At 65.5% G+C, this 20,275-nt stretch carries 17 protein-coding genes; 10 read left to right on the top strand and 7 right to left on the bottom strand.

The genetic code is table 11. The annotated features are described in order from the left end of the window. Positions 1-3: 3 nt before the first annotated feature. From BKY27_RS06505 to BKY27_RS06490, 4 genes are all read right to left on the bottom strand, one after another. On the bottom strand, positions 4-1,608 hold the full coding sequence (locus tag BKY27_RS06505) for a carboxyl transferase domain-containing protein (RefSeq protein ID WP_071673637.1): 1,605 nt from the start codon (positions 1,606-1,608) through the stop codon (positions 4-6). A 38-nt stretch (positions 1,609-1,646) separates the two neighbouring features. After that, positions 1,647-2,810, bottom strand: a complete 1,164-nt coding sequence (locus BKY27_RS06500; RefSeq protein ID WP_071673636.1) for an isovaleryl-CoA dehydrogenase — start codon at positions 2,808-2,810, stop codon at positions 1,647-1,649. A 207-nt stretch (positions 2,811-3,017) separates the two neighbouring features. Beyond that, positions 3,018-4,217, bottom strand: a complete 1,200-nt coding sequence (locus BKY27_RS06495) for a DegT/DnrJ/EryC1/StrS family aminotransferase (protein ID WP_071673635.1) — start codon at positions 4,215-4,217, stop codon at positions 3,018-3,020. 32 nt (positions 4,218-4,249) lie between these two features. After that, a complete protein-coding gene (locus BKY27_RS06490; RefSeq protein WP_071673634.1) occupies positions 4,250-4,915 on the bottom strand; it encodes an HAD-IA family hydrolase in 666 nt (221 codons plus the stop codon). Positions 4,916-5,052: 137 nt separating this feature from the next. On the opposite strand from BKY27_RS06490, the gene glmU reads away from it, so the two are divergent. The 3 genes from glmU to BKY27_RS06475 are packed head-to-tail and all read left to right on the top strand — an operon-like array spanning position 5,053 to position 8,917. Next, positions 5,053-6,420 (top strand): bifunctional UDP-N-acetylglucosamine diphosphorylase/glucosamine-1-phosphate N-acetyltransferase GlmU, encoded by a 1,368-nt coding sequence (glmU, locus tag BKY27_RS06485; protein WP_071673633.1) that lies wholly within the window; start codon positions 5,053-5,055, stop codon positions 6,418-6,420. 2 nt (positions 6,421-6,422) lie between these two features. Further along, a complete protein-coding gene (glmS, locus tag BKY27_RS06480; protein WP_071673632.1) occupies positions 6,423-8,240 on the top strand; it encodes a glutamine--fructose-6-phosphate transaminase (isomerizing) in 1,818 nt (605 codons plus the stop codon). Continuing rightward, positions 8,237-8,917 (top strand): DNA alkylation repair protein, encoded by a 681-nt coding sequence (locus BKY27_RS06475; protein WP_071673631.1) that lies wholly within the window; start codon positions 8,237-8,239, stop codon positions 8,915-8,917. The genes glmS and BKY27_RS06475 overlap by 4 nt, the downstream gene beginning before the upstream one ends. 296 nt (positions 8,918-9,213) lie before the next feature. On the opposite strand, the gene BKY27_RS06470 is transcribed toward BKY27_RS06475, so the two are convergent. Further along, positions 9,214-10,185: a threonine dehydratase gene (locus tag BKY27_RS06470; protein ID WP_071673630.1), complete on the bottom strand. Its 972-nt coding sequence runs from the start codon at positions 10,183-10,185 to the stop codon at positions 9,214-9,216. Between the two features lie 116 nt (positions 10,186-10,301). On the opposite strand from BKY27_RS06470, the gene BKY27_RS06465 reads away from it, so the two are divergent. Beyond that, entirely contained in the window at positions 10,302-11,540 is a 1,239-nt protein-coding gene (locus BKY27_RS06465; RefSeq protein ID WP_071673629.1) for an aspartate kinase, read from the top strand. A 196-nt stretch (positions 11,541-11,736) separates the two neighbouring features. After that, positions 11,737-13,980, top strand: coding sequence for a phosphoenolpyruvate--protein phosphotransferase (gene ptsP / locus BKY27_RS06460; RefSeq protein WP_071673628.1), 2,244 nt, complete (start codon positions 11,737-11,739; stop codon positions 13,978-13,980). Positions 13,981-14,135: 155 nt separating this feature from the next. Here ptsP and BKY27_RS06455 read toward each other — a convergent pair whose 3' ends face one another. After that, complete coding sequence (locus BKY27_RS06455) at positions 14,136-14,612, bottom strand: GNAT family N-acetyltransferase (protein ID WP_071673627.1); 477 nt, start codon at positions 14,610-14,612, stop codon at positions 14,136-14,138. A gap of 84 nt (positions 14,613-14,696) precedes the next feature. Here BKY27_RS06455 and BKY27_RS06450 point away from each other — a divergent pair, with 84 nt between their 5' ends. After that, entirely contained in the window at positions 14,697-15,302 is a 606-nt protein-coding gene (locus BKY27_RS06450) for a flavin reductase family protein (protein ID WP_071673626.1), read from the top strand. On the opposite strand, the gene BKY27_RS06445 is transcribed toward BKY27_RS06450, so the two are convergent. Next, complete coding sequence (locus BKY27_RS06445) at positions 15,283-16,173, bottom strand: LysR family transcriptional regulator (protein WP_071673625.1); 891 nt, start codon at positions 16,171-16,173, stop codon at positions 15,283-15,285. The genes BKY27_RS06450 and BKY27_RS06445 overlap by 20 nt on opposite strands. Positions 16,174-16,276: 103 nt before the next feature. Here BKY27_RS06445 and BKY27_RS06440 point away from each other — a divergent pair, with 103 nt between their 5' ends. From BKY27_RS06440 to BKY27_RS06425, 4 genes are read left to right on the top strand one after another with little or no spacing between them, the layout of a single operon-like run. Beyond that, complete coding sequence (locus BKY27_RS06440) at positions 16,277-17,593, top strand: serine hydroxymethyltransferase (RefSeq protein WP_071673624.1); 1,317 nt, start codon at positions 16,277-16,279, stop codon at positions 17,591-17,593. A 55-nt stretch (positions 17,594-17,648) separates the two neighbouring features. Next, positions 17,649-18,521 (top strand): S-methyl-5'-thioadenosine phosphorylase, encoded by an 873-nt coding sequence (locus tag BKY27_RS06435; protein WP_071673623.1) that lies wholly within the window; start codon positions 17,649-17,651, stop codon positions 18,519-18,521. After that, positions 18,518-19,798, top strand: coding sequence for a DoxX-like family protein (locus BKY27_RS06430; RefSeq protein WP_071673622.1), 1,281 nt, complete (start codon positions 18,518-18,520; stop codon positions 19,796-19,798). The genes BKY27_RS06435 and BKY27_RS06430 overlap by 4 nt, the downstream gene beginning before the upstream one ends. Next, the gene (locus tag BKY27_RS06425; protein WP_071673621.1) at positions 19,798-20,274 is read left to right on the top strand and encodes a DUF2269 family protein; all 477 of its coding nucleotides are present in this window, start codon (positions 19,798-19,800) and stop codon (positions 20,272-20,274) included. The genes BKY27_RS06430 and BKY27_RS06425 overlap by 1 nt, the downstream gene beginning before the upstream one ends. Position 20,275: the final 1 nt, after the last annotated feature.

The raw sequence follows: 20,275 nt of genomic DNA, 5'->3' as shown, positions 1-20,275 counted from the left end.
GCCTCACATCCGGAACACGCCAAAGCGCGTTTCTTCGATGGGGGCGTTCAGCGCCGCAGACAGCGACAGGAACAGCGTCTCACGGGTCTTGCGCGGGTCGATGATCCCGTCATCCCACAGCCGCGCCGAGGCATAGAGCGGGTGCGACTGTTCCTCGAACATGTCGATGGTGGGTTGCTTGAACGCGGCCTCGTCCTCGGCCGACCATGTGCCGCCCCCGCGCTCTATCGCGTCGCGCTTGACGGTGGCCAGAACCCCCGCTGCCTGCGCCCCGCCCATCACGGAAATCCGGCTGTTGGGCCATGTCCACAGGAACCGGGGCGAATAGGCCCGCCCCGCCATGCCATAGTTGCCAGCCCCGAAAGAGCCGCCCACCAACATGGTGATCTTGGGCACGTTCGTCGTGGCCACCGCCGTCACCATCTTGGCGCCGTGGCGCGCGATGCCCTCGTTTTCGTATTTCCGCCCGACCATGAAGCCGGTGATGTTTTGCAGGAACACGAGCGGGATGTTGCGCTGCGAACATAGCTCCACGAAATGCGCCGCTTTCTGTGCGGCTTCCGAGAAGAGCACGCCATTATTGGCGACGATCCCCACCGGGCATCCCATCACGTGGGCAAAGCCGGTCACGATGGTTTCGCCAAAGCGCGGCTTGAATTCGTCGAACCGACTGCCGTCCACGGTGCGCGCGATGACCTCGCGGATGTCGTAGGGCGTGCGCAGATCGGCCGGGACCGCGCCGAGGATTTCCTCAGGGTCGTAGGCCGGGTCTTCCGGGGTTTGCCACTGCACCGTGGCCGGTTTGGCCCGGTTCAGCCCCGCCACCGCCCGGCGGGCAAGCGCCAGCGCATGGGTGTCATCCTCGGCCAGATAGTCCGCCACCCCCGACAGGCGCGTATGCACATCGCCACCGCCCAGATCCTCTGCGGTCACGACCTCGCCCGTCGCGGCCTTGACCAACGGCGGCCCGGCCAGGAAGATCGTCCCCTGTTCCTTCACGATGATGGTCACGTCCGACATCGCCGGAACGTAGGCCCCGCCCGCCGTACAAGACCCCATCACCACGGCAATCTGCGGGATTCCCTTGGCGCTCATCCGGGCCTGATTGTAGAAAATGCGCCCGAAATGGTCACGGTCAGGGAAAACCTCGTCCTGCTGCGGCAGGTTCGCCCCGCCACTGTCCACCAGATAGATGCAAGGAAGGTTGTTCGTTTCCGCGATCTCCTGCGCGCGCAGGTGTTTCTTGACGGTAATCGGGTAATAGGTGCCGCCCTTCACCGTGGCGTCGTTGCAGACAACCATGACCTCCTGCCCATGAACCCGGCCGATCCCGGCAATCGCCCCGCCGCCGGGGGACGCGCCGTCATACATGCCATGCCCCGCCGTCGCGCCCACCTCCAGAAATGGCGAGCCGGGATCGAGCAGGTTCGCCACCCGCCGCCGTGGCAGCATCTTGCCACGCGCCTCATGCCGCGCGCGGGATTTTTCGCCGCCGCCCAAACGGGCCGCTTCCGCCGCCTCGCGCACCACCGAGAGCGCATCGAGATGCGCCGCGCGATTGGCCGCGAAGTCTTCGGAGCCTGTAATCACCTTGGATGTGAGTTTCATCCCGTCCTCCCGGATATTGGCCCCAACGGGGCCGAACCTCAGCCCATCGCCGCCATCAATTCGCGGCCCACCAGCATCCGTCGGATCTCGCTGGTCCCTGCGCCGATCTCCATCAGCTTGGCGTCGCGGAAGATCCGGCTGACGGGACTGTCGGACAGGAAGCCTGCCCCGCCCATGGCCTGCACCGCCTGATGCGCCTGCTTCATCGCCTCTTCCGAGGCATAGAGACAGCAGGCCGCCGCATCCTGACGGGTCACGTCGCCCCGGTCACAGGCCTTGGCGACCTCGTAGACATAGGCGCGGGCGGAATTCATCGCCGTGTACATGTCGGCAATCTTGCCCTGCATCAGCTGGAAGCTGCCAATCGGCTGCCCAAACTGCTTGCGGTCGCGCATGTAGGGCATGATCTCATCCAGGCAGGCGGCCATGATGCCGGTGCCGATCCCGGCCAGCACCACGCGTTCATAGTCAAGGCCCGACATCAGCACCCGCACGCCCTTGCCCTCTTCACCCAGGACATTCTCGAAGGGCACTTCCACGTCCTCGAAGATCAGCTCGGCGGTGTTCGAGCCGCGCATCCCGAGCTTGTCGAAATGTTCCGACGTGCTGAACCCGGCCATCTCTTTCTCGATCAGAAAGGCCGTCATCCCCTTGCTGCCCGCATCGGGGTCGGTCTTGGCATAGACGACCAGCGTGTCGGCGTCGCAGCCATTGGTGATCCAGTACTTGGTGCCGTTCAGCACGTAGCGGTCATTGCGCTTCTCTGCGCGCAGTTTCATCGAGACCACGTCAGACCCGGCCCCGGCCTCGGACATGGCCAACGCACCGACATGTTCGCCGGAAATCAGGCGCGGCAGGTATTTCGCGCGTTGTTCCTCGGTGCCGTTCAGTTTGATCTGGTTGACGCAGAGATTGGAATGCGCGCCGTAAGACAACGAGACGGAGGCAGACGCCCGCGCGATCTCTTCCACCGCGATCACGTGGGCAAGGTAGGACATGCCCGCACCGCCGAACTCTTCCGGCACGGTGATGCCGAGCAGCCCGAGATCCCCCATCTCTTGCCACAGATCGGAAGGAAAGAGGTTATTCTTGTCGATATCCTGCGCCATCGGGCGGATCCGCTCCTGCGCCCACCGATGCACCATATCGCGAAGGGCATTCACATCTTCGCCCAGATCAAACGTCATGCTGGCCATGAACATGCTCAGCCCTCCCTCTTAATTGAACACTTGTTCATTTAATACGCCCGAGTCTGCCACAAGTCAAAGGAATCCTTCCCCTACGACGCAGCGACAAAAGACCGGGCAGGCTTTTCTGGAAAAGCCTGCCCGGGCGGAAGAGAAAAATCTTCCAGTAGATTTTTCGGTCGGCGGCTCGAAAATCCCTTCTGGAAGGGGTTTCCGTCCGGATCACGCCGCCAAGGCCACCGCGCTCACTTCCTCGCGGATGATCTGTGCGATCACCCGGGCATCCTCGACCGAGAAGGTCAGCGGCAGGCGCATATCCATAAGCCCGGTCAGGATACGGTCGGTGTTGGGCAGGCTCTGCGGGCTGGCGTAACGCCAGCTATCGTAGCGCGAGGTAAAGGCCACGGGCTCGGCCCCGCCAAACCATTTCAGCTCCACCCCGCGCGCGACACAGGCTTGCAGAACGGCCGCGATCTGCTGTTCGCTGAACGCGGGCAGCAGGAACTGGATCGACGACCCGACGATGCTTTCTTCCACCGGGCGTTCGATCACCTTCAGACCCGGCGTGTTCCGCAGCCCATCCTCCACCGCACGGTAGAGCGCGTTCCAGCGGTCGATCTGGCACGGCAGATCGGCCAGTTGCGGCCTAAGGATCGCAGCGCGCAGGTTGTCCATCCGGCCCGAAACATTCGGCGTCACCCATTTGATCTGCTCGAAGGCTTCGGGCGGCGGCGCCGCGCGGTGGCGGGCATAAAGCATGTAGCTGCCCGACAAGACAATCGCGCGGGCCATCAGGTCGGGGTCGTCCGAGGTCAGGATGCCCCCCTCGCCGGAATTCATATGCTTGTAGGTCTGGGTGGAATAGGCCGCCATCGCGCCGTGGCGGCCCGAGGGCACACCTTTCCACGCGCCGCCCATGGTATGGGCGCAATCCTCGACCACCCTCACGCCCGCGCCGTCACAGATCTGCATCAGCAGGTCCATGTCGCAGATATGCCCGCGCATATGCGACAGCAACAGCACCTTGGAATCACCGTCTGCAACCAGCCGTGCAAGGTGATCCAGGTCAATGGTCAGGTCATCCGTGACTTCGACGAAGACAGGCTCGGCCCCGACCGACGCAATCGCCCCCGGCACCGGGGCCAGCGTAAAGCCGTTGGTCAGCACCCTGTCGCCCGGTTGCACGCCAAGCGCCCTGAGGGCGCAGCCGATAGCATAGCCGCCCGAGGCCACCGCCAGCGCGTATTTCGCCCCGGTAAATGCGGCAAATTCCTGCTCCAGCAGGGCGGTCTCACCGTCTTCTCCGGCAGCCACGTTGTAGCGATGCAGACGCCCGCTGCGCAGAACGGAAAGCGCGGCTTCGATCCCGGCCTCGGGAATCGGCTCCTGCTGCGTGAAATTGCCTGTGAACACGGTTTTCATGGGCCGAGTTTTGGGGCGCGCCCCGCGATCCGTCAATCCAGAAGACGCGCCACGACATCGGGCAAATCGTCATAAGTGTCGAGAAGCGCCTCGGGCGCCATCGCGGCCACGCCCTGCCCCAGCGGTCCGAAGGTCACCAGAACCGACGGCACCCCCGCCGCCCGCGCGGTTTCGCGGTCGGTGATCGTATCCCCCACCAGCAACGAATGCGCGACGCTGCCCCCCGCTCGCTCGACCGAGGCAATGTAAGGCGCCGGGTCGGGCTTTCGCGTCGGCAGGGTATCGGCCCCGATCATCGACCCGAACAGCCCCCGCACCCCCAACCGTTGCAACAGGGTCTCGGCCAGCCCCTCGGGCTTGTTGGTGCAGATGCCCACCTTGAGGCCCGCCGCCCGCAGCACCTCCACCGCGCGGGTCGCACCGGGATAGAGCGTCGTGTGCACGTCCAGCGCATCGCCGTAGGCCGCCAGCAGCAGGGGATACCCCCGCTCCACCTCGGCCTCCAGATCGTCGTGCCCGATCCGTTCCAGGCTCTGCCGCAACATCGCGCGCCCGCCGCGAAAGGCGGTGGCGTCATCTGCGCCCGCCACCAGTTGCGGCGAATGGCCAAGCGCCTGCATCGCCGCATTGGCCGATGCGATCAGGTCAGCGCTTGTATCCGCCAGCGTTCCATCCAGATCGAAGATCACCGTGCGCATTGCCGCCCCTTCCCTGTCAGACTGGGCAGGTTTTCGCCTGCCATTGAAATGATCCGTAAAGCATTTTGACGCGCGCGCCGCTTGCACGCCCGTGCCGCTTGCTTAATACCGGGGGCAACAAAACGAAAGCAGGTGACATGACCTCAAACGATCGGCCCTGTGCGGTTGTCATTCTCGCAGCCGGGCAAGGCACCCGGATGAACTCGGACTTGCCCAAGGTGCTGCACCGGATCGCGGGCGCGCCGCTGGTCGTCCACGCGATGGAGGCTGCCGCCGCGCTGGACCCGTCGCGCATGATCGTGGTCACCGGCCACGGTGCGGACAAGGTGGAAAAGGCCGTGACCGCCCATGAAGAGGCCGCCGTCTGCGTCCGCCAGACCGAGCAGCTCGGCACCGGTCACGCCGTCCTGCAAGCCGCCCCGGCGCTGGACGGGTTCGACGGCGACGTGATCGTCCTTTACGGCGACACGCCCTTTATCTCGTCCGACACGCTCGCCACCATGCGTGCGGCCCGCGCGGCCCATGACATCGTGATGCTCGGGTTCGAGGCCAAGACCCCCGGCCGCTACGGGCGGCTCGTGATGCAGGGCCGCGACCTCAGCCGTATCGTCGAGGCCAAGGATGCAACCCCCGAAGAACTGGCGATCACCTTCTGCAACTCGGGCCTGATGGCCGCCGACGCCGCCACTGTGATGCGACTTCTGGCGCAGGTCGGCAATGACAATGCCTCGGGCGAATATTACCTGACGGATGTGCCCGCGCTGGCCCGGGCCGAGGGGCTGACCGCCACGGCCATCGCCTGCGACGAGGCCGAAACCCTCGGGGTCAATTCCCGCGCCGAACTGGCTGCGGCCGAGGCGCTCTTTCAACGTCGCAAACGCGCGGATGTGCTGGCCGAAGGCGTCACCATGACCGCCCCAGATACCGTTTTCTTCGCTTATGACACGTGGATTGGCCGCGACGTGGTGATTGAACCCAACGTCGTCTTCGGGCCCGGCGTGACCGTGGAAAACGACGCTACGATCCGGGCCTTTTCCCATCTCGAAGGCTGCCATCTTGGCGCCCGCACCACCGTCGGCCCCTATGCCCGGCTACGCCCCGGCGCGGAACTGGGCAATGACGCCAAGGTGGGCAATTTCGTGGAAGTCAAATCCGCCGAGATCGGCGAAGGCGCCAAGGTCAATCACCTCTCCTATATCGGCGACGCCGCGATCGGCGATGGCAGCAATATCGGCGCGGGCACCATCACCTGCAACTATGACGGCGTGTTCAAGCACCGCACCACCGTGGGCCGCAATGCATTCATCGGCTCGAACACGATGCTGGTCGCCCCCGTCAGCGTGGGCGACGGCGCGATGACCGGCTCTGGTTCGGTCATCACCTCCGACGTGCCTGCGGGGGATCTCGCACTGGCACGGGCCAAGCAGGTCAACAAGACCGGCCTCGGCGCGCGATTGATGGCGCGCCTGCACGCCATGAAGGCAGAACAGAAGCAGGGGCGGTAACCATGTGCGGGATTGTCGGAGTTCTGGGCGGTCACGAAGTCGCCCCCATTCTCGTCGAGGCCCTGAAACGCCTCGAATATCGCGGCTATGACAGTGCCGGGATCGCCACGATCAATGACGGTCATCTCGACCGCCGTCGCGCCGTCGGCAAGCTGGTGAACCTGTCCGACCTGTTGGTCCACGACCCCCTGCGCGGCAAGTCCGGCATCGGCCACACCCGTTGGGCGACCCACGGCGCGCCCACCGTGGCCAATGCCCACCCGCATCAGGCAGGCCGCGTCGCGGTCGTGCATAACGGCATCATCGAGAACTACCGTGATCTTCGCGATGACCTCTCGGCCAAGGGCATCGGCTTTGCCACCGATACCGATACCGAAACCGTGGCACTGCTTTGCGAACACCTTCTCGACAGCGGCCTCGCCCCCCGCGCCGCCGCCCGCGAAACCCTGCGCCGTCTGGACGGGGCCTTTGCGCTGGCGTTCCTCTTCGACGGCGAACCCGACCTGATGGTTGCCGCACGCAAGGGCTCGCCGCTGGCCATCGGCCATGGCGAAGGCGAGATGTTCGTCGGCTCCGACGCCATTGCCCTTTCCCCGATGACCAACCGCATCACCTATCTCGAAGAGGGCGACTATGCCTTCGTGACCCGGCAAGGGGCCGAGATCTTCGACGAGGAAGACCGCCCCGCCAACCGCGAAATCCGCAAGATCCCGGCGCAGGCCGCGCAGATCGACAAGGGCGGGCACAAGCACTTCATGGCCAAGGAGGTCTTTGAACAGCCCACCGTTCTGGCCGAAGCATTGGCCCACTATTCGGACGGCGATCGCGTGGCGATCCCCGAAGGCGATCTGGACTTCTCCGAAACCGACCGGATCACGCTGGTCGCCTGCGGCACCGCCAACTACGCCTGCATGGTCGCAAAATACTGGTTCGAGCAACTGGCCGGGCTGCCCTGCGATGTCGATATCGCCAGCGAATTCCGCTACCGCGAACCGCCCGTCTCCGACCGATCCACCGCGCTCTTCGTCAGCCAGTCGGGCGAAACCGCCGACACTCTGGCCGCGCTGCGCTACTGCGCGGGCAAGGCCGACCGCATCCTGTCGGTGGTCAACGTCTCCGAAAGCTCCATCGCCCGCGAAAGCGACCTGGCCCTGCCGATCATCGCCGGGGTAGAGGTCGGCGTCGCCTCGACCAAGGCGTTCGTCTGCCAATTGGCGGTTCTCGCCAACCTCGCCATCCTCGCTGCCCGCCAAAAGGGCCGCATTTCGCCCGCGCGCGAAGCCGACCTTCTGACGCAACTGCGCGGCCTGCCGGGATTGGTGAATCAGGCACTGGCGCTGGAAGACCAGATCAAGCGTCACACCGGCACCCTCAGCCGCGCGCAGACGGTGCTGTTCCTCGGGCGCGGGTCGATGTTCCCGCTGGCGCTGGAAGGCGCTTTGAAACTCAAGGAGATCAGCTATATCCACGCCGAAGGCTATGCGAGCGGCGAGCTGAAACACGGCCCCATCGCGCTCGTGGACAAAACCGTGCCGGTGGTGGTCATGGCCCCCACCGATGCGCTCTTCGACAAGACCGTGTCGAACATGCAAGAGGTCATGGCGCGCGAAGGCCGTGTCTGGCTGATCACCGACAGCGCAGGCGCCTCCATGGCGCGCGAGGGCGTCTGGCAGACCCTCGTCATGCCCAACGTCGATCCGATCTTCGCACCGATCCTCTATTCCATCCCGGCGCAGCTGATCGCCTATCACACCGCCGTGCACAAAGGCACCGATGTGGACCAGCCAAGAAACCTCGCCAAATCCGTGACCGTGGAATGACGCTGGACGAGGCGTTGGACACCTTGACCGCGCAGGCCGACCCGGACCGCGCCGCGCAGATGCGCGCCTATCACAAGGTCGACCGGCCCTATCTGGGCCTCTCGAACGAAACCTGCACCGCGCTGGCCACCCAGTGGCGTCACGCCCTGACTCTGGACGAACGTCTGGCGCTGGCCGACGCGCTTTGGCAAACCGACATCTTCGAGGCGCGGATCACCGCTTCAAGACTGCTGCTTCAGGCGCGGATCAAACCCTCGGACGCGGGGGCATGGCAGATGATTCAAGGCTGGATGCCCGATTTCGATAGCTGGGCCATATCAGATGCCGTGGCCATGGCTGGCCAGCGCCGCCTGACCGCCGATCCCGCGCGGCTCGACACGGTCGAGGGCTGGACCATCTCCGATCATCTCTGGACGAAACGTGCCGCGCTGGTCTTTACCCTGCCCTGGACCAAACAACGCACCCCCAAGCCGGAAGAGATCGCCGCGCGCGACCGCATCCTCGGATGGGCCGCCGCCTATGTGGAAGACCCCAACTGGTTCATCCAGAAGGCCGTGGCATGGTGGCTGCGCGACCTGTCCAGGAAAGACCCCGACCGCACCCGCGCTTTCCTCGCCGAGCATGGCGAGCGGATGAAGCCCTTCGCGGCCAGGGAAGCCGCCAAATACCTCCCCTGACCGCGCCGCGCGCGCCATGCGCGATGCGGGGCCGGGTCAAGGGTCGCGCCAGCGACGGCCGCAAGGCCGCTTGCCCTTGACGCGGTTCCGCATCGCAACAGCCTCGCAATGGGTCTGTTGCTGGGCACATCCCAGCAACAGACCCTCTCAGCAGACAGGCACCGGCCTCTCAACCAGCCCAACGACCGACCGATCCCACAGACCCAACCAGTATCCCGTGGCAACGCGGCCCGACGAGGGCCCCAAAGGGGCTTGAGAAGGGCCGCTCCCCCCGCGACGGCACCAGTCGGCGCACGTCACACCGCAGGCACGCTTCCCTCCAGCACGGTGCGAAACCATCCCATGTCGATATTGCCCCCCGACAGGATCACCCCGACCTTCCGGCCTTTCATTCGGTCCCGTTCCTGCATCAGGGCTGCCAGTGGCGCGGCCCCGGCCCCTTCGGCAAGGTTATGCGTGGCGGTATAGTATAGCCGGATCGCCTCGGCGATCTCTTCCTCCGACACGCTGACGACCCGCGCGGCCCCCGCGCTGTAGATGTCATACGCATCCCGCACCGGCACCCGCACCGCCATCCCGTCGGCAAAGGTCCGCGCCGAAGGCGTTTCCACCAACGCGCCCGCCTCGTAAGACAGTTTCGCCGTCTGCGCGTTGTCCGACACGACGCCGACCACCTCGGTTTTCAACCCCAACGCGTCGCGCGCCAGGATCGTCCCGCAGATCCCCGACCCGCACCCAATCGGCACATAGACCGTGTCCAGATCGCTCAACGCGCTGAACAGCTCATAGCCATAAGTCGCCACGCCGCGCACCAGTTCCGGGTGGAAGGGCGGCACCACGGTCAGCCCCTCGGCGGCGGCCACCCGCATCGCCTCTTCCTTGGCGGTGTCGAAATCCTCTCCGAACTCCACCAACTCGGCGCCATATCCCCGCATCGCCGCGTTCTTTTCGATCGAATTTCCCTTCGGCACATAGACCAGAGCCCTCAGCCCCGCCGCCGTCGCAGCCCGCGCCTGGCTTTGCCCGTGGTTGCCGCGTGTCGCGGTGCAAATACCGGGGCTGTCAGGGTGTTCGCGCCGCAGCCAGTCCATGAAGGTGATACCGCCACGCACCTTGAAGGCACCGGTCGGGGCGTGGTTCTCATGCTTGACCCAGACCTCGGCCCCCGCTGCCGCCGACAGGCCGGGCCAGTGATATTGCGGCGTCGGCAACATGTGCCCATTCACCAGCCCTGCCGCCGCGTCCAGCTCGTCCCGTGAAAACCGCATCGCTCACCCTCCTCTGTCCGTTTCGCACCGAACCGTAGCCCCGCCAACGGCCCTTGTCAGTCCCCTCTGGCAGGCTTATGCAGTGCCCGATCAAAAAGGGGGACGGCTGGAAACCCATGCCCATTCTCGTGATGAAATTCGGCGGCACGTCCGTCGCCACGCTCGACCGCATCCGCCGCGCCGCCAAGCGCGTCGGGCGCGAGGTTGCCAATGGCTATGACGTGATCGTCATTGTCTCGGCGATGTCTGGTGAAACCAACAAGCTCGTGGGCTATGTCGAGGAGACCTCGCATCTCTACGATGCCCGCGAATATGACGCCGTGGTCAGCTCGGGCGAGAACGTGACCGCCGGTCTGATGGCCCTGACGCTTCAGGAAATGGACGTCCCCGCCCGCAGCTGGCAAGGCTGGCAGGTGCCGCTCGTTACCACCTCGGCCCACGCCTCGGCGCGGATCGAGGAAATCCCGACCACCAATATCAACGCCAAGTTCGGCGAGGGCATGAAAGTGGCCGTGGTGGCGGGCTTCCAGGGCATCAGCCCCGAGGGCCGGATCACCACGCTCGGCCGGGGTGGATCGGACACCACCGCCGTGGCCTTCGCCGCCGCCTTCGGCGCGGAACGCTGCGATATCTACACCGATGTGGACGGCGTCTACACCACCGACCCGCGCATCTGCGACAAGGCCCGCAAGCTCGACCGCATCGCGTTCGAGGAAATGCTGGAATTGGCCTCGCTCGGGGCCAAGGTGCTGCAGACCCGCTCGGTCGAACTCGCTATGAAATACAAGGTGCGCCTTCGGGTGCTCAGCTCTTTCGAAGAGCAGACGGACGAGGCCGGAACCCTCGTCTGCGATGAGGAGGACGTCATGGAAGCCAACGCAGTTGCAGGTGTCGCCTATTCCAAGGACGAGGCCAAGGTCACCCTGGTGTCGGTCGCCGACCGCCCCGGTGTCTCCGCCGCCATCTTCGGGCCGCTGGCCGAGGCGGGCGTGAACGTCGACATGATCGTGCAAAACATCTCGGAAGAGGGTCGCACCGACATGACCTTTTCCTGCCCCACCAATCAGGTGGCGCGGGCGGCGCAGGCGATGAACGACGCCAAGGACCGGGGCGAAATCAACTTCCACGACCTGATTTCCGACACCAATGTCGCCAAGGTCTCGATCGTGGGCATCGGGATGCGCAGCCACGCGGGCGTAGCGGCCCGGATGTTCCAGGCCCTGCGCGACGAGAACATCAACATCAAGGTGATCACCACCTCCGAGATCAAGGTCTCGGTCCTGATCGACCGCAAATACATGGAACTGGCCGTGCAGGCGCTGCACGACGCGTTTGAACTGGACAAGGCGGGCTGAACGCTGCCCGCTGTCATGCCGGGGGGCCGCGCCCCTCGCACCGGCCTGCTCGCCCAGCCTATCCCGCCCCCCCCCCGCGTGGCAATGACGCGGCTGCAAGGCCCTGCGGGCCAATCGCATTGCGCGCCCCCCGCCTCGCAGGCTATGCCTGACTCAGGGGCACAACGCCCAGACAGGGATTCAGGGAAAAGGCAATATGCCCGAAAGGACAGAATCCGAGAGTCGCAAGCTCCTGCGGCGCTTGCAGGCCACGTTGGCCGAGGCGGGCGCCGGGCAGGAGCGGCTCGACAGGATCACCCATATCATCGCCGATTCGATGGGGACCGAGGTCTGCTCGATCTACCTGTTGCGCGACCCGATCACGTTGGAACTTTGCGCGACCGAGGGCCTCGCGCCGGAATCCGTTCACGTCACGCGCCTGAGGGTCGGTGAGGGTCTGGTCGGCCGCGTCGCCAGCCGGATGCGCCCGATCGCCACCGACAACGCCCCCGCCGCGCCGGGGTTCCGCTACATGCCGGAAACGGGGGAAGAGGCCTTCTCGTCCTTCCTCGGCGTGCCGATTCAGCGGCTTGGCGACAAGCTCGGCGTGCTCGTGGTGCAATCCAAGGATGGCCGCAGCTATTCCGAGGACGAGATCTACGCGCTGGAAGTCGTCGCCATGGTGTTGGCCGAAATGACCGAGCTCGGCGCCTTCGTCGGCGATAACGAGGCAATGTCGGCCCGCCATCAACGCTCGGTCGTCTTCCACGGCGGCATCGGCCAAGAGGGCGCGGCAGAGGGCAATGTCTACCTGCACGAACCGCGCGTCGTCATCACCAACCCCGTTGCCGATGACCCGCAAGAGGAACTGCGCCGCCTGCACGAGGCGGTGGAAAAGCTGCGCGTTTCGGTCGATGAAATGCTCGACAACGCCCCCAAGGCCGACGCCGAACATGTCGAGGTGCTGCAAGCCTACCGCATGTTCGCCAATTCCCGTGGCTGGATGCGCCGGATGGAGGAAGACATCAGCCGGGGCCTGTCAGCCGAAGCCGCCGTGGAAAAGGAACAATCCGCCGCCCGCGCGCGGATGCAAACCGTGCCCGATGCCTACTTGCGCGAACGGCTGCACGATCTCGACGACCTGTCCAACCGGTTGCTGCGGCAACTGACCGGACAGGGCAACCATTCCGCCGCCCAGATCCCCGACAACCCGGTTCTGGTCGCGCGCAACATCGGTCCGGCGGAACTGCTGGATTATGGTCGATCGCTCAAGGCCGTGGTGTTGGAGGAAGGCTCGGTTGCCAGCCACGCCGCGATTGTCGCGCGGGCGCTGGCCATCCCGCTGATCGTCCATGCCGAACGGATCACCCAAGAAGCGTTGAACGGCGACACGATCCTTGTCGATGGCGATGAGGGCGTCGTCCACCTGCGCCCCGAAGACACCGTCGCCACCGCCTTTCGGGACAAGATGGCGATGCGCGCCGCCGCGCAGGAACGCTATGCCTCGATCCGCGACAAGCCCGCCGAAACACTCGACGGCACGCATATCAGCCTGACGATGAACGCGGGCCTGATGGCTGACCTGCCCTCGCTGCCGTCTTCCGGGGCCGATGGGGTCGGCCTCTTCCGCACCGAGCTGCAATTCCTGACCCGCTCGACCGTGCCGAAACGGGGCGAACTGGCCGCGCTCTATGCCCGCGTGATGGAGGCGGCGGGCGGCAAGCGCGTGGCTTTCCGAACGCTCGACATCGGCTCGGACAAGGTGCTGCCTTACATGAAGGCCACGGACGAGCCGAACCCCGCGCTTGGCTGGCGCGCAATCCGGGTCGGGCTGGACAAGCCGGGCGTGATGCGGATGCAGTTGCAGGCGCTGATCCGCGCCGCGAATGGCCGCCCGCTGACGGTGATGTTTCCCTTCATCGCCCAGTTCGAGGAATTCACCGCCGCCCGTGACCACCTGATGCGCGAACTCGACCGCGAGGCCGCGCTTGGTCGGGTGCTGCCCGGCAAAGTGGAAATCGGTGCGATGCTGGAAACGCCGTCGCTCGCCTTCGCGCCCCGGCAGTTCTTCGAGATGGCCGATTTCATTTCCATCGGCGGCAACGACCTCAAACAGTTCTTCTTTGCCGCCGACCGCGAAAACGAACGCGTCCGCCGCCGCTATGACACCCTGAACGTGAGCTATCTCACCTTCCTTGCCCAGATCGTCGAACGGTGTCAGGAAACCGACACGGCGCTCAGCTTTTGTGGCGAGGATGCAGGGCGGCCCATCGAGGCGCTGTGCTTTGCCGCCATGGGTCTTCGCGCGCTGTCGATGCGCCCGGCGTCGATCGGCCCGGTCAAAAGCCTGCTGCGCCGCGTCGACCTGCGAGAAGCCCGCGCGGTGATCAACGAGGCCGAGGCCAGCGGCGAGCAATCCGTGCGCAGCGCGGTCATGGACTGGTTGAAACGGCAAAGCTGACCCGGACGCGTTTCGCCCAGCCCGACCGTGCCCGAGGGATCGCGCAGCCGGACAGCGGCACAATCGCCATGGCGCCACCACCGAAAACGGCCAAACCGGTGCACGCATGGTGTACGGGGGGTGTACAGGGGGTGTACGGGGGACGACGGGTCTTTTCAGCCGCTCCAGGCCGTCACGGGCCCGGTGATCCCGGTCCAATCCCCGATGCCCAGAACCCGGTCGGGGTTGGTCGGTGGCGGCATGTCCACGCCCTCCAGACGACGAAACCCGAAACGGCTGTAATAGGGCGCATCCCCCACCAGCAGCACCCGCGGCCAGCCCAGATCCCACGCCCTGTGCAGGCTGTCATTCATCAGCGCGCCACCCAGCCCCTCGCCCTGCCGGGTCGGGTGAACCGCCACCGGACCCAGCAACAGCGCGCGGTGTGACCCGACATGCACTGGCCAGTAACGTATTGCCCCTGCTAGGATTTTTTGGCCATCCCGCGCAACGCGGCACAGGTCTGGCACCGGCGGCGACGCATCGCGCAGACGATAAGAGGACAGCGCCTCGCGCCCCGGCGCGAAACACAGATCGTAAAGCGCCTCGACCTCCCAATGGTCTTCCGGTTGTTCCTGCCCGAACTGGTACACCGCCCGTCCCTGCCCCGATTTTCGACTGGAACCGCTGCTAGCACGGCGCTAGGTCGTTGCCAAACCGGAAGAGGATCGACCGACATGTTCTACGAACCCAAAGACGGCCACGGCCTGCCCCACAACCCGTTCAACGCCCTGATCACCCCCCGCCCGATCGGCTGGATTTCTTCCCGCTCGTCAAAGGGTTACGACAACCTCGCCCCCTATTCCTTCTTCAATGGCGTGGCCTATACCCCGCCTCAGGTCATGTTTTCCAGCACCAGTGGCAAGCCCGATCAGGACGGGGTCAAGGACAGCGTGGCCAATATCCGCGAAACCGGGGTTTTCTGTGTGAATGTCGTGGCTTACGACATGGCGCAGGTGATGAACCAGACTTCGGGCCCATGGCCGAAAGAGGTCGATGAGTTCGCCGATGCCGGGATCGAAAAGGCCGAATGCCAATTGATCGACTGCCCCCGCGTGGTAAACGCCCCCGCCAATCTGGAATGCCGCCTGACCCGGATCGTCAAGATCGAGGGCGAGGCCAACACGGTGGTCTTCGGCGAAGTCATTGGCATCCACATGCGCGACGATTGCCTTGTCGATGGCATTTTCGATGCCCGTGTTTATCAGCCGGTCGGCCGCATGGGATACCGCGATTTCACCCGTGCGACAGAATTCTTCACGCTCAAACGGCCGGGGGAATAGGGCCGGAAATCAAGCTGATAAGCCGTGCAAGGTCGCCCCGCGGATGCACCGGGCGGTCGAGCATCAGCATCCGCCCCGTAGGATGCCGCCGGGCAAAGAGCGGCACGAGCCTGCCAGCACGCAGCGGCTGCTCCAGCAAAAACCCGTGCCCCATCAGGATGCCCGCACCTGCCACAGCCTCTTCCACCGCGAGGCTATAGAGCGAAAAGCGGGGCGCATCCCCCAGATCGGGCAGCACCGCGCCCTCTGCCGCCGCCCAATCGGGCCAGTCCGACGCCCAGCTTTCATCGGCAAGCAGGGTTTCGTCACCCAGATCCCACGCGCTTTGCACCCGGTCGGCCACCTGTGGTGCCGCGACCGGGAAGATTTCATCCATGGCCAGCGTCAGGCCATCCGGGCATTCTTCCGGCGCTCGCGGGAACAGGCTAAGATCGAACAGGTCGCGCCGCAGGTTCGGGGGCGTTTCCAACGCATAGATCGACAGCCGCACCCCTGGCAACGCGGCCCGGATCGCCGCAAGTCGCGGGTAAAGCCAAAGCTGCGCCACACTCGGCAGGGCGGCCACGGTCAACGTTGCGCGCGGCTTCATTTCGCGGATCATGCGGGTCGCCTCGCCGATGCCGTCGAACGCCCCGACCAGCACCGGTGCGACCTGCCGCCCCGCCTCGGTCAGTTCGACGCCTTGCGCCCGTCGGCGGAACAATGGCACGCCCGACCATGCCTCTACCGCCTTGACATGCTGGGAAACTGCGCCCGGTGTGACCGACAACTCCTCTGCCGCCGCCGCGAAAGAGCCAAGCCTTGCGGCGGCCTCAAAGGCGCGCAAGGCGTTCAGCGGCGGCCCTTTCGGGCGGGGTGGAGCGACGGCCATTTGAGCTACCCGTAGTTTTCCTAAACTTATTCATAGGAAATCTGGTTTGCCGCGTCACGCCTTTCGCGCGCATGATCCTTGCAACGTCAAACCGGAGGCCGCCATGACCCTTGCCCGCCGCCCATGGGTTCCCACCCAGTGCGAAGACCTGATCCAATCCATCGCAACCCACACGGCGAAAGAAGACAGCAGCGCCATTCACGAACGGATCGAGGCGCTGGCCCGGGCCAATCGGCACATCCATGAACGGGACTGTTTCAACCTCAACCCCGCGACTAACGTGATGAACCCCAAGGCCGAAGCCCTGTTGTCCAGCGGCATGGGCAGCCGCCCGTCGCTTGGCTATCCCGGCGACAAGTATGAGATGGGGCTGGAAGCAATCGAGGAAATCGAAGTGATCGCCGCCGAACTGGTCGCCGAGGTTTTCGACGCGAAATACGCGGAAATCCGGGTGCCGTCCGGGGCAATATCCAACCTTTACGCGTTCATGGCGACCTGCCAGCCCGGTGATACGATCATTGCCCCGCCGGCGGCTGTGGGTGGCCACGTTACGCATCACCAGGCGGGCTGTGCCGGGCTCTACGGGCTGCGCATCCTGCCTGCGCCGGTCAATGCCGATGGCTACACGGTGGACGTGGAGGGCTTGCGCAAACTCGCCAAGGCGCAAAACCCCAAGCTGATCACGCTTGGCGCCAGCCTCAACCTGTTTGAGCATCCGGTGGCCGAGGTCCGCAAAGTGGCCGATGAGGTCGGCGCGAAACTGATGTTCGACGCGGCGCATCAATGCGGGATCATCGCGGGCAAGGCGTGGCAAGACCCACTGGCCGAAGGCGCGCACCTGATGACGATGAGCACCTACAAAAGCCTTGGCGGGCCTGCGGGCGGGGTGATCGTGACCAATGACGCAGACCTGGCCGAACGGCTGGACCATATCGCCTTCCCCGGCATGACGGCAAATTTCGACGCGGCCAAGGCGGCGGCGCTGGCGGTGACCATGCTGGACTGGCGCGATCACGGGCGGGCCTATGCCGCCGAGATGATCCGCATGGCGCAGGCTTTGGCCGAGGCGTTGGCGGATGGGGGCCTGCCGGTGTTCATGGGCGCGCAGGGCTATACGCAGTCGCATCAGTTCGCTATCGCGGCCGCCGGGGTCGGCGGCGGTCAGGCGGCGTCCAGAACCATGCGGCAGGCGGGGTTCCTGGCCTGCGGGATCGGTCTGCCCATCGACGAGGTGGACGGCGACATGAACGGGCTGCGCATCGGTACGCCCGAACTTGTCCGGTGGGGCATGACGGCAGAAGATGCGCCGCGACTGGCGTCGCTGATTGCGCGGGCGCTGCGGGCAAATGATCCCGCCAGCCTCGCCCCGGAGGTCGCGGACTGGCGACAGAGTTTCACGGCGCTTCACTTCGTCAATTGAGCCACCCCTTACGCCCCGCTACTCTGGTCCTGAACCCTGTTGGAAAGGATTGTTTATGGACACGGTGATCGGGGTAATCGGCGGCTCTGGCGTCTACGAGATCGACGGGTTGCAGGATGCGGACTGGGTCGAGGTCGAAAGCGCATTCGGCGAACCTTCGGACGCGTTGCTGACCGGCACGCTGGATGGTGTGAAGATGGTTTTCCTGCCCCGTCACGGGCGCGGCCATGTCCATACGCCCTCGACCGTGCCCTACCGCGCCAATATCGACGCGCTAAAAAGCCTCGGGGTGACGGACGTGATCTCGGTCTCGGCCTGCGGATCGTTCCGCGAAGACATGGCGCCGGGCGATTTTGTCATCGTCGACCAGTTTATCGACCGGACCTTTGCGCGGGAGAAGAGCTTTTTCGGTCCGGGCCTTGTCGGCCATGTCAGCATGGCCCACCCCACCTGCCCCCGGCTCGGCGCGGTCTGCACCACGGCGGCGATCGACGCCGGGATCACCGTGCATGACGGTGGCACCTACCTGGCGATGGAGGGACCGCAGTTTTCGACGCTGGCGGAGTCGAAACTGTATCGCGATCAATGGGGCTGCGACGTCATTGGAATGACCAATATGCCCGAGGCGAAACTCGCCCGCGAGGCCGAGCTGTGCTATGCCTCCGTCGCCATGATTACCGATTACGACAGTTGGCATCCCGACCATGGCGAGGTCAGGATTTCCGACATCATCCGCACGATGCACGGCAATGCCGACAAGGCCAAGGACCTGGTCTCGCGGTTGCCCGGCCTGCTGGGGGCGACGCGCGCACCTTGCCCGCATGGCTGCGACCGGGCGCTGGAGCACGCCATCCTGACCGCCCCGGACAAGCGCGACCCCGAGATGGTGCGCAAGCTACAGGCGGTCGCTGGCCGCGTATTGGGGTGACGGCGGGGCGTGTCCTGCTGCTTGGGGCCGATGGGTTCATCGGACGCTATCTGGCCTTTGGTCTGCGCGATGCCGGGGTCGAGGTTCTGGCCTCGGCCCGGCGCGTGACCCGACTTGCACAAATGGGGTTCGACACGCTTTGCGCCGATCTGGAAGACCCTGCTACGCACGCGCCGTCCTTCTGGTCGAACGCATTGGCCGACTGCGATTTCGTGGTAAACGCGGCGGGTCTGCTGCAAGGCCCCGACGCACGGTTTCACGCGGTGCATCTGGCAGCGCCCGCGGCGATCTACAGCGCCATGCCTGACGGGTGCCGCGCGCTGCTCGTCTCTGCTGTCGGGATCGACCACGCTGATACCGCGTTCGCACGCTACCGGCGCGAGGGCGAGGCCCTGGCGGCCCGCCATGACGCCACCATCCTGCGGCCCGGTCTGGTGCTTGGGGATACGGCCTATGGCGGCTCGGCACTGGCGCGCGGGCTGGCGGTTCTGCCGCTTTGCATTCCGGTCGTGGGCGGCGATCAACGGGTCAACCCGATCCATGCCGCCGATCTGGCCGACGTGGTGGCCGCCTGCTTGCGCGACCCGCCGGGGCCGGGCCCGCATGAGATAGGCGGCCCCGAGACCCTGACCCAAGGCGATATGCTGCGAGAACTCCGCCGTTGGTTCGGCCTCCAGTCCGCCCCGCTATGGCCGCTGCCCCAATGGCTCGCGCGCCTGACCGCACGGGTGGGTGACGCCCTGCGGCTCGGGCCGATTTCGACAACCGCGCTTGACCAATTGGCCGCCGGGATCGAGGCCGATGCCGGTCCCTTGGTGTCTCGCTTGCCGGACGAGGCCCGCCCGCGTGGTTTCTCAACCTTCATCGCCGCGCGACCGGCGGGCACCGGCGACCTTTGGCACGCGCGGCTCTACCTGCTGCGGCCGCTGCTACGGGTTGCCCTGATGCTGCTGTGGCTGGTGTCGGGCTTGATCGGCCTGCTTCTGCCAGCCCAGGCATTCCTGCCGCTGATCCCGCACGCCCCCCTGCCGGAGTGGAGCCTGATCGCGTTGGCCCGCCTTGGCGGGATGGCCGACCTGCTGATCGCCCTGGCCCTAGCCCGTGCCTGGCGCCTGCGCCGGGTGGCCGGGCTGCAACTGGCGCTTGTCGGCGGCTACACGCTGGCATTCACCCTTCTCGCCCCCGGCCTCTGGCTGCTGCCGCTTGGCGGGCTGCTCAAGAACCCGGCCCTGATGCTGTTGGTGCTGATCTTCCTGATCTTGGAGGACGAACGCTGATGGACCCCTACCTGCTGGCCCGTTGGGTCCACATCCTGTCCTCGACTGTCCTGTTCGGCACAGGGATCGGCACCGCGTTCCAGATGGTCTGGGCGATGCGCACGGGCCGCGTCGAGACCGTCCATTCCGTGGCTTCCGGCGTGGTCTGGGCGGATTGGCTGTTCACGACGCCAGCGGGCATCGTGCAACCGCTCAGCGGGATCTGGCTGATCTGGCTGGCAGGCCATCCGCTGACCGCGCCGTGGCTTTTGCTGACCTATGCGCTCTATACGCTGGCCTTCCTTTGTTGGGCCCCTGTGGTGCATCTGCAAATCCGCATCCGCGATATGGCCGGCGCAGCGTGGTCCGCAGGGCAGCCCTTGCCACAAGAGGCGCGGCGGCTCTACCGTCTCTGGTTCGCTCTCGGCTGGCCCGCCTTCGCGGCGCTGGTGGGTATATTCTGGCTGATGGTGCACCGCCCGCCCCTGTGGGGCTGAT

This window comes from Nioella nitratireducens (assembly GCF_001879715.1).
Taxonomy (GTDB): Bacteria; Pseudomonadota; Alphaproteobacteria; order Rhodobacterales; family Rhodobacteraceae; genus Nioella; species Nioella nitratireducens.
The sequence above is the reverse complement of the archived record's forward strand: the minus strand, read 5'-3'. Positions and strand labels throughout refer to the sequence as shown.